Raw genomic sequence first — 10,643 nt, forward strand, 5'->3', positions numbered from 1 at the left:
TGCCTGCCTTGTTATATTTCTCAGCGTACACTTTGAGTTGGGTTATGATACCTTTCATCAGGGAAAAGAAAATATTTACCGGGTGGTATCGGAGCTGGGGACCATGGAAAAGGGCTTTCATAAATACCCCGCTGTACCGGATGGCGCCCCGGATGCTTTAGCTGGTCAGTTTTCCGGTATTGAGTCGCTGGCGGGCATCCATCCTGTGATGGCTAAAAAGGCAGTGACCGGAGAGAATGGTGTCATCAAAAAATTTGAAGCACCGGAAGGAGGCGACGGGAAGCCGGATGTAGTCATCGTTTACCCGGAATATTTCCGGATATTTTCATACACCTGGCTGGCTGGCAAACAGGCTATCGCTTTCAAAGAACCTTCTACGGTGGTATTGACGGCTGGTAAAGCGGCTAAATATTTTGGGCAGCTGTCGCCCGATCAGTATATAGGGAAAACAGTCACCTACAACGATTCCATCCCGCTCACCGTGAGTGGTATTGTGGCGGATTTACCGCAAAACTCGGACTTGATTTTTTCAGAATTCATGTCTTACGCCACGGCTAAAAATACACCCTTTAAACATATGCTGAGCCCCGAGCAATGGGGCATGTTTGGCGGCACACAGGTATTTGTGAAATTGAATGCTGGTACGGACACCGCGCAGATCAACCGGCAGCTGGCCGCTTTTGGAGAGGCACATATACTAACGGGACCTGGAGGCAGTAAAGTGCTGCGCTTACAACCCTTATCTGATATTCATTTTAACACTGATTATAAAGATAGTTTTACCCGTCAGGTGCATTTACCCACTTTGTATGGTTTAATGGGCATAGCGGCCTTTATATTGATCATAGCGGCCATTAACTTTGTTAATCTTGCAACGGCGCAATCTGTAGCAAGATCCAAAGAAGTAGGGATTCGAAAAGTGTTGGGCAGCAACCGTCGCAGCCTGGTATTCTACTTCCTGACGGAAACGTTTATCCTGACCAGCATTGCCTTGATCTTATCTTTGGTATCCGTGAAACCTTTGCTGACATTCTTCAGTGGCTTTATGCCCAATGGGGTGGCACTACACTTATTCAGCTGGCCAACCCTTGTATTCCTGTTGTTGATTACGGTGTTTACCACTTTGCTTTCTGGTCTGTATCCCGCCAGGGTGCTGTCGTCTTTTCAGCCGGCATTGAGTCTGAAGGGAGGTACATCGCCGGGAGGTAGTCAACGGGGCTATTTGCGTGTAGGGCTGGTGGTGTTTCAGTTCACCGTTTCGCTGATATTTATTATTGGCTCGCTGGTAATGAATAAACAGATGCGTTATATGCTGAACAAAGATCTGGGATTTAAGAAAGATGAGATTATTACGATTAGTACAGGCAACAGTTATCCGAAGTCATCGCCCGGTGTACTGGCAGAAAAAATAAGCACACTACCGCAGGTCGCCATGGTGAGCCTGAGCGAAGGAACACCCATGGCCGGAGGGCATTGGGGTACCGGTCTTGAAACTACCGGCAGCAAAAAAGCAGAGGTAGACTGTCAGCTCGAAATAATAGATAATAAATTTGTACCGCTTTACCAGTTAAAGTTACTGGCCGGAAGAAACCTGTATGCGTCAGATACGATCCGGGAAGTACTCATCAACGAAACCTGTGCCAGGGCGTTAGGTTTTGAGCATCCGCAGGATGCCATTGGTCAATTAGTGAAGTCGGGGATGAGTGACGGACCTTATGATAAGATTGTACCTATTGTGGGCGTGTTAGCCGATTTCCATGTGCTGTCGTTGCATGATCCTATCAAGCCAACTTTCCTGGTGGCGTCCACAGAAATCTGCCGCTCTTTAAATATAAAATTATCGATGGCAGGCACCACGCCGGATCAGCTAAAACAAACGTTGTCGGGTATCGAAAAAGCATTTGTCAGCGTATACCCTAAGGAGAAATTTGACTATCGTTTCTTTGATGATACCATCAGCAGGTTGTATGAAAAAGAACGGCAAATGGAAGGGCTGATGAATACTGCCATGACCATTGCTATTGTGATTTCCTGCCTGGGCCTCTTCGGACTGGCGGCATTTACTGCCCGTCAGCGTACCAAAGAAATAGGTATCCGTAAAGTAATGGGCGCCAGCGTAAGTAATATCGCGGCTTTACTAAGTAAAGATTTTCTACGCTACGTTTTCATCGCCGCCGTGCTGGCATCGCCTATTGCCTGGTATTGTATGCATAAATGGCTGGAAGGATTCGCCTACAGCACACCGATTGCGTGGTGGATTTTTGTGCTGGCCGGAATGCTGGCCATGCTGATTGCATTGGTAACGGTGAGTTTTCAATCTATCAAGGCTGCGCTGGTAAATCCGGTGGAGAGTTTGAAAGCGGAGTAAGTCTATATAAAATGAAAAACGTGAGACACTGTCTCACGTTTTTCATTTACCTAAACGCTTGTTTCCTTCTTCCTTTTTACCAGCAAATAACACAAATACAAAAACACTACCCACACCGGAATCAGCGCCACCGGCACTATCATACCAGTCACCCACATCAGCACCAGTATTCCCACCAGGAACACAAGACAAATGTAATTGGACAGCGGATATATAAAAGAAGGGAATTTGGTTTTCACCTGCTCCGCCTTTTTGCTGCTTTTGAATTTAAAATGCACCACGGTGATCATGAGCCAATTGATAATCAAACAGGATACTACCAGTGACATTAGTATTTCCAGTGCTTTCTCCGGTATCAGTTTATTCACCACAATACAAATCGCCGCAAATAATCCGGATACGATGATGGCTTTTACCGGCACATGATTTTTGTTCAGTTTTGATAAGAACGCCGGTGCATTCCCCTGGTCGGCCAGGCCATACAGCATTCTGCTGTTGCTGTACACGCAGCTGTTGTAAACGGAAAGCGCAGCGGTGAGTACAATCAGGTTTAATACATTTGCAATCAGGCTGGTGAAGTAGATCGTTTTGCCCCAGAGACTGAACTGAAAACCTTTTAAGCTTTCAAACACCATTACAAAAGGACTGGTTTCTGTGGTGATGCTTCTCCAGGGAGATAATGCAAATAATATGATCAAGGCACCAACATAAAAAATCAGGATCCGGTAGATAACCTGGTTGGTGGCTTTCGGGATTGTTTTTTCAGGCTGGTCGGCTTCTGCAGCGGTAATACCAATGAGTTCCAACCCTCCAAAAGAAAACATGATCATGGCAATGGCTGCAAATAAGCCCTGGAAGCCACCTTTACCGTCTGCGTTCAACAATCCTTTGGGGAAAAATCCACCATCGTTCCAGAGGTTTTGTATGCTGGCCTGGGTGCCACCGCTTCCACTGATCAGTAAATAAGTACCAAAAACAATCATCGCAATAATGGCGACTACCTTTACAATCGAAAACCAGAATTCGGCTTCACCATATACTTTCACAGAACTCAGGTTCAGCGCATTGATAGCGATAAAGAAGAAAAGACTGGAAGACCACAACGGAATACCCGGCCACCAGAAATGCACATACATGCCGATGGCTGTCAGCTCAGACATGCTCACAAGGATATACAATACCCAGTAGTTCCATCCCGATGCAAAGCCGGCAAAGGTGCCCCAGTATTTATAAGCAAAATGACTAAAACTGCCGGATACCGGTTCTTCTACTACCATTTCGCCTAGCTGTCGCATGATAAAAAAAGCGATGATACCGGCAAAGGCATAGCCTAAAATAACAGATGGACCCGCCAATACAGCCGCTGGTCCTATTCCCAGGAATAAGCCGGTGCCGATGGCGCCCCCAAGGGCAATCAGCTGGATATGCCTGTTTTGTAATCCCCTCTTAAGTTGTTGCTCGTCCGTTTTTTCTATGGTTGCTTTCAATGTTTAATGCGCTGGATAAGCTTGCAATTTGGGTTAATTTCAGCAAAAATGTAAACATATATTTGTTTGCATGATCCGATAGTTTCGTAAAATCGGTGTAGATGACCCGGTTTCAATGCCTTATCGGCGAATATTCGTATATTTTGGGCCATTTAACCCATTGCTGTTGAAAAATCCGAAACAACCCGTAGGTACTGTACTTAGCCAAATTATGTTTTCTGCGATCACCCGCCTGCTATTGGGTGTATGGCTGCTTTTTACAGATCCGGCATCTGTTGTATTCCGCTATCTGCTCGTCGTTATATTTTGTATTCCTTTGTTGCGGTACGCGCTGCACAAAATCACCGGTACCACTATGGAAAATGCCTTATCCGGTAGTTTTCCTAAAGGAAACATGGGCAAGGCCCTGCTTTGCGGGGCGATGTTCATCGTGTATATGTTTGCCGTACCGCATATATTTTCTATGTACACCTCTTCCTTCCCGGCATTTTTACTGGCACTTGCATTCCCCGTGCTGATAGGATTGGCCGTAATCAGGCACATCATCAAAGGAGGGCACAGCATCAATAATGAGCAGTCGTTGATGCTAACGATGGCCTTTTATATATGGCCCTTTCTGGCAGGTATTAACTATGCATTCGATTTTTCCCGACCGGCCGTAAAGCAATATTATGTAACCGGGAGAGAAGAATATACTGCCAGTGGTAGCACCGCTCCGGATGAGGGCCCCTCTACTTTTTATTATTTATACCTGCTGCCCATGGCCGGTGTAAAGGAACCGCTCCACTGGATAGCAGTGAATGAGGCACAGTATAAAAACATGCTGATGTTTAATGGAAGTGGAGCAGTAACGATAAACTGTATCCGTTATATAGTAGTGAACAGGGAAAGGTCTGTTACACCCGGTGTAGCCGCATCTTATCGTTGCCAGGTATTCCGCACCAATGACAAGGTGGCCAGAACGGGCGTGAAGTATGGGTTATATCAACGTTATGTGGGCGGGGATTATCTTTACATAGATGCATACCGCGGGTTGCTGGGGATTCCGTGGCGGAATTACCGGTGATGTCTACTGTATGAATCGGCATCATGACTCAAATTTTACCTTCCATGTGTTGAAGGTATTGTTCGAAGTAGTCAAGCAGATTTCTATTCCCCTCTGTCCAGCTGACGATGGATGCCTTCCATTGGAAAAATTTCTCACGAAAAATCGCTAATTCACCTAATTCCTGCGCTAAAAAAATCTCGTTTTCAATCGTTGCTGGTGGACGCCTGTCTTCCGCCTGTCGATAACCTTCCCATGTTTCTAAATCTTCTGGTAGAATATGGCATTCATCAGCTGAAATGCCGACAATATCATAAAATGCTTTCTTCAGGTAAGAACTGGTTTTTGCCACATAATCATAGGTGGCTGTTATGCCGGCAGATACCAGGTATTGATAGTCCAATCCGCAATAAGTATCGAAATTGGCACTTTTAGCCATTACAAACAGCCATACATTTTGCTTGTTTTTATACCTGGAAAGTAAATGGGCATTCAACTGCATAGATGAAGAAAGTCCCTGCATAGGGGCATTTCTGTGCATGGTGATTTCCTGTAATAGCAGTTGTCTTATTAGTTTTTCATCCGAAGGTTGATAGTCGAATTGCAACCCCACTAACAATTGATGCCGTTTATTTCCATGCTGATCGTATTCGTATCCTTCTGCATCAATTGCCTTTTTGTAATGGAACTCAGTAATATCTACATTATTGTTTTTGACATCGTTTAAAAGGGCTACGTACTTTTCAATCATGGATAATATGTTGGCGTCTGAATGTTGAAATTTAAAAATACTAAAAATAATGATGGGATAAAGAAGGTGGTGTTGACGAAGCAGTGCAGGAGCAAGGCCCTCGCGACAAAAAATACTCCAATCGCGACAAAAACGAATCAATTGCGACAAAAAGTGGCGTAATAAAAGGCATTTTTGTCTTAATTGAGCTGTTCGCGACAATTTGTAACAGGGGGTTCACTTTTAGAAAGCGAAAGCATCAAGTGACAGTATTATAATTTAGCACCTTATCTTCGCATATGCTCTTCCACTTCAAAACCCAATTCCCCGCACTCAACCCGTATTGGGATAAATACCTGGAATTCCAGCAGCGACTCGAAATTCCGGCAAAGACCACTTTGCTGGAAGAAGGCAAAATATCCCAACAATACATCTTTATCGAAAAAGGAGCCGTACGTGCCTTTTTCAATAAAGAGGGTATCGACAAGACTGTTCAATTCTTTTTTGAAAACGAAGGTCTCACTTCTTTTGAAAGCTTTATTAACAGCACACCAAGTCGGTTTGCAATAGAAACGATCGCACCATCGATTATCTATTTACTTCCTAAGCAATACGTGCTGCAATTGATGGATGAGTTAAGAAGTGAACCGGACTTCGTACCTATGCTCCTGCAGATTTTTGCCCAGCGACAAAACCATTACATTAATGAGTTTGTTTCCTTCATACACAATACGCCGGAACAGCATTACCAGCAATTGTTGAGTGAAAGACCGCATATTGTACAACGCGTACCACAGCATTACATCGCATCTTATCTTGGTATTAGCAGCGTACATCTAAGCCGCATTAAAAGTAAACTGGCAAAAGGGAAATCGCATTTCTAAACTTGATAACATATGTTATCGTGCCGGCATCGTTTCCTGTCTAATTTTGTGTTAATCAAAAAGCAAAAAAATGAAAGCAGCAGTCATGTATCAGCAAAACGAAATGCCTCAGTATATTGATTTCCCGGAGCCAATCGCGCAAAATGAAGACGAGGTACTAGTACGTGTAAAAGCAGTCGCTATTAAACACTTTGATAAAGGACAAGCCTCCGGCAAACACTATTCCAGTGCTGCACCCGGAGAGAAGGGGAAAGTAGTGGGCGGCGACGGTGTTTGCCTGCTGGAAGATGGAACACGTGTATATGCAATGGGCGTAAGTGGTATGCTGGCGGAGAAAGCGATCGTGGAAAAAAGGCGAATAGTTCCCTTGCCCCGGGAGCTGGATGATGCCACCGCTGCTGCCTTACCGAATGCAGTCATTGGCGCCGCCATGGGTCTGCGATTTAAAGCCGGTATTCAACCAGGCGATGTAGTCCTGATCAATGGTGCTACAGGTTTCACGGGGCGGGTAGCCGTGCAGATTGCCAAATATTATGGCGCCAAAAAAGTCATCGCAACAGGCAGGAACCAACAGTCGCTGAACGACCTGCTGGCACTCGGTGCCGATGAAATCATTTCAGTGAAGCAGGAAGATGAGTCATTCAAAGCGCAGCTGAAAACCATTCATGCGCAAACGCCGATAGATGTAGTGATCGATTATCTCTGGGGCCATACCGCCGAAATAATCCTTGCGTCTTTAAAAGGCGATGGTGGTTTTACCAACCGCGTAAGGTATGTGTCTGTTGGCAGCATGGCCGGTGACCTGATTCAACTATCTGCTGCCAACCTGAGAAGCGTGGATCTGCAGTTAACCGGATCCGGATTGGGGGCCTGGTCAAAGCAGCAGGTAGGATTGGTTTTTACGGAAATATTGCCCGAAATGTTTCAGCTGGCGGCAGCCGGAAAACTTAAAGTGGAAACGGTCACGGTGAAACTGGAAGATATCGCGGAGCTCTGGAAGCTGGATGTGGCAGATGGGAAGCGATTGGTGGTGACGGTTGGGTAAGATACCATTCATTGCACTTTTTGTGCAATTTGTTCGCTATTGCATAAAAAGCGCAATAAATGGTTTTTTGCATAAAAAGTGCAATAAACTCCCCCTCCCCAATAGCGGTTCCCCTCTCCACAGGTGTCTATTCTAAAACCACGTAATGAAAATAAACACCGTCACCGTACTCCTTTGCTGCTTCACCCTTGCCACTACCGCGCAGCAAAAGCACCTCGTCTCCTACGCCAGCACCTTACAAGGCACCAACTCCGAATATTCACTCAGCAGCGGCAACACGCATCCTTCTACGGCGCTGCCTTTCGGCATGCATGCCTGGTCGGCGCAAACCGGCAAAAACGGCGACGGCTGGAAGTATCAGTATAAAGCCAATACTATCCGCGGTTTCCAGCAAACGCACCAATGCAGCCCCTGGGTAGGGGATTATGCAGTATTCAGCCTGATGCCGGTAGCAGGGAAATTAGTAGTGGGAGAAGATGAACGCGCGGCTACCTTCAGTCATAAAGACGAAGTAGCGCGGCCGGACTACTACAAAGTAACTTTCGCCAATAAAATTACTACGGAACTATCTCCTACAGAAAGAGGGGCGCACCTGCGCTTTTCTTTTCCTGCAAAGCAGCCGGCGTATGTGGTACTGGATGGCTACAATGCGATCAGCGGTGTACAAATATTTCCGGGAGAAAGAAAAATTACCGGGTATGTAACGAATGGTCGCTTTATTCCCAAAGGTTTCAGAAATTATTTTGTCATTGTGTTCGACCAGCCTTTTGAGGCCAGTGGTACCTGGGAGAATACGAACAACCGGATTTTTGCAGATACATTATCTGCCGAAGGCAAAGGGGTAGGGGCTTTTATACGTTTTAAAAACGGCGCGGTGGTGCAGGCAAGGGTGGCTTCTTCCTATATCAGCGCGGAACAGGCGGAACTTACCTGGCAGCAGGAACTGAAGCCTTTCAGTAAGTTGGAACAAACAACAGCAGCTGCGGCCAGCATTTGGAATACTCTCTTTGGCAGGGTGCTGGTGGAAGGAGGATCGGAGAAAGACAAAGCCACTTTTTATTCCTGTCTCTTTAGGGCAAATCTTTTTTCACATACTTTTTTTGAATATAATAGTCAGGGAGAACCCTATTACTACAGTCCTTACGATGGTAAAGTACATAACGGGTATATGTATACGGATAATGGCTTCTGGGATACCTTCCGGGCGCAGTTTCCGCTGAATACCATCCTGCATCCCACCATGGAAGGCCGTTATATGCAGGCGTTACTCGATGCACAACAGCAATGTGGTTGGTTGCCCGCCTGGTCGTTTCCCGGCGAAACGGGGGGCATGCTCGGCAATCACGCTATTTCTTTGTTGGCGGATGCGTGGGTGAAAGGTATTCACACCTTCGATCCGAAAAGAGCACTGGACGCTTATTTCCATGAGGCGATGAACAAAGGCCCCTGGGGCGGCGCCAATGGCCGTGCAGGATGGAAAGAATATTACCAGCTGGGCTATGTAAGTTTTCCGGAATCACAAGGCAGTACTTCTCAAACATTGGAATATGCGTATGATGATTTCTGCGGTTATCAATTGGCGAAACTAACGGGCAACGATTTCTATCAGTACGTTTTTGGGCGCACCATGTACAATTATAAAAATCAATACGACACCCTCACTGGATTTATGCGCGGCCGCAAGCTGGATGGCAGCTGGCAGGAAAACTTCGATCCTTATGAATGGGGCGGACCTTATACAGAAGGAAATGCCTGGCACTGGCAGTGGTCTGTGTTTCAGGATGTACAGGGACTGATTAACCTGATGGGCGGCGATACACCTTTCATAACAAAGCTGGATGAGGTGTTCAGTCAGCCTAATAAAGTGAACGTAGGGTACTACAAACAAATGATCCATGAAATGACCGAAATGGTGAATGCAAATATGGGGCAATATGCACATGGCAACCAGCCGGTGCAACATATGATCTACCTGTATAACTACGCTGGCCAGCCCTGGAAAGCACAGGCGCATGTGCGGAACGTGATGAACAAATTATATAATGCCGGTGAAAATGGATATCCGGGAGATGAAGACCAGGGCCAGATGTCTTCCTGGTACGTGATGAGCGCGATGGGCTTCTATAGTGTTTGTCCCGGCACAGATCAATACGTAATCGGTAGCCCTTTGTTCCCTAAGCTGACGCTGACACTGGAAAACGGAAAACAATTTGTAGTGGAAGCCCGCAACAACAGCCCGGAAAATGTATACATCCAGTCGGCTTCCCTCAACGGAAAGCCCTGGCCACATAACTGGCTCCGGCATGCAGATATTGTAAACGGCGGCGTATTGCTGCTGGAAATGGGAAACAAGCCAGCCACTCACCGGGGTACGGCCAATGGGGATAAACCTTTTTCATTAACCAGCCTGTGAAAACACAATTTCGTACCGACAGTAAGAAAATAGTGCTAAAACGATTAAATTAGCCAGTAGTTCGAATTCATGTCGATGCGAAAAGATTTTTCCACGTATACAGATGAAGAGTTGTTCCTGCTGGTGAAGCAGGGGCATAAAGACGCATTTGAGGATATTTACAGGAGGTTCTGGCAGGAGTTGCTGGATGCTGCCTACCGGCGCGTAAAAGTGCAGGAAGCGGCCATGGAGCTCGTGCAAAGTCTGTTGGTGGACCTGTACCTGAAAAGGGAAACCATCTCTTTAAATACTTCTCTCCGCAACTATCTGCACACCGCGCTGAAAAACAGGGTGCTGAATAATGTACGCGCACAATTAGTGCGTAATACTTACCAGCAACATATCCTGAACGATAGCTCCCTTTATCAGTCCGATGCAGCCAGCACCCTGCAACTGAAGGAACTGCAACGGTACATAGATGAGTCCTGCGCCAATATGCCAGAAAAATGCAGAGAAGTATTTTACCTGAGCAGAAGAGAACATTTGTCGCATCAGCACATTGCCCAAAAATTGGATATTTCGGTAAGCACAGTAGAAAAACATATGGTGAAAGCCCTGAAAATATTACGTGCACACCTGCAACAATACCACTATGTCCTGTTCTGGTGCCTGCTGGCCTTGTTGCTGCTGTA

At 46.1% G+C, this 10,643-nt stretch carries 8 protein-coding genes; 6 read left to right on the forward strand and 2 right to left on the reverse strand.

The window, feature by feature from the left end; genetic code table 11:
• A partial coding sequence (locus VIP81_RS12765; RefSeq protein WP_331960914.1) for an ABC transporter permease occupies positions 1-2,368 on the forward strand: 2,368 nt, incomplete at its 5' end.
• A 50-nt stretch (positions 2,369-2,418) separates the two neighbouring features.
• Here VIP81_RS12765 and VIP81_RS12770 read toward each other — a convergent pair.
• Positions 2,419-3,855 carry an amino acid permease gene (locus VIP81_RS12770; RefSeq protein ID WP_331960917.1) on the reverse strand — a complete coding sequence of 479 codons (1,437 nt, stop codon included), beginning with the start codon at positions 3,853-3,855 and terminating at the stop codon, positions 2,419-2,421.
• Positions 3,856-4,021: 166 nt separating this feature from the next.
• Between VIP81_RS12770 and VIP81_RS12775 the strand changes: the two genes are divergently transcribed.
• On the forward strand, positions 4,022-4,921 hold the full coding sequence (locus VIP81_RS12775; RefSeq protein ID WP_331960920.1) for a hypothetical protein: 900 nt from the start codon (positions 4,022-4,024) through the stop codon (positions 4,919-4,921).
• A 28-nt stretch (positions 4,922-4,949) separates the two neighbouring features.
• On the opposite strand, the gene VIP81_RS12780 is transcribed toward VIP81_RS12775, so the two are convergent.
• Positions 4,950-5,801 (reverse strand): hypothetical protein, encoded by an 852-nt coding sequence (locus VIP81_RS12780; protein WP_331960923.1) that lies wholly within the window; start codon positions 5,799-5,801, stop codon positions 4,950-4,952.
• Positions 5,802-5,929: 128 nt separating this feature from the next.
• Here VIP81_RS12780 and VIP81_RS12785 point away from each other — a divergent pair, with 128 nt between their 5' ends.
• The 4 genes from VIP81_RS12785 to VIP81_RS12800 all read left to right on the forward strand — a co-directional run.
• Entirely contained in the window at positions 5,930-6,514 is a 585-nt protein-coding gene (locus VIP81_RS12785) for a Crp/Fnr family transcriptional regulator (protein ID WP_331960926.1), read from the forward strand.
• A gap of 70 nt (positions 6,515-6,584) precedes the next feature.
• A complete protein-coding gene (locus tag VIP81_RS12790) occupies positions 6,585-7,559 on the forward strand; it encodes a zinc-binding alcohol dehydrogenase family protein (RefSeq protein WP_331960929.1) in 975 nt (324 codons plus the stop codon).
• 145 nt (positions 7,560-7,704) lie between these two features.
• Positions 7,705-9,972 (forward strand): GH92 family glycosyl hydrolase, encoded by a 2,268-nt coding sequence (locus VIP81_RS12795; RefSeq protein WP_331960932.1) that lies wholly within the window; start codon positions 7,705-7,707, stop codon positions 9,970-9,972.
• 75 nt (positions 9,973-10,047) lie between these two features.
• Positions 10,048-10,643 (forward strand): RNA polymerase sigma-70 factor (locus tag VIP81_RS12800; protein ID WP_331960935.1); only part of this gene is annotated, 596 nt, incomplete at its 3' end.

It is taken from the genome of Chitinophaga sp. (assembly GCF_036566945.1).
Taxonomy (GTDB): domain Bacteria; phylum Bacteroidota; class Bacteroidia; order Chitinophagales; family Chitinophagaceae; genus Chitinophaga.

Bases quoted from the DNA above. Each gene is read 5' to 3' on its own strand.
- VIP81_RS12785 (WP_331960926.1), top strand. From the start codon at position 5,930: ATGCTCTTCCACTTCAAAACCCAATTCCCCGCACTCAACCCGTATTGG.
- VIP81_RS12790 (WP_331960929.1), top strand. From the start codon at position 6,585: ATGAAAGCAGCAGTCATGTATCAGCAAAACGAAATGCCTCAGTATATT.
- VIP81_RS12795 (WP_331960932.1), top strand. From the start codon at position 7,705: ATGAAAATAAACACCGTCACCGTACTCCTTTGCTGCTTCACCCTTGCC.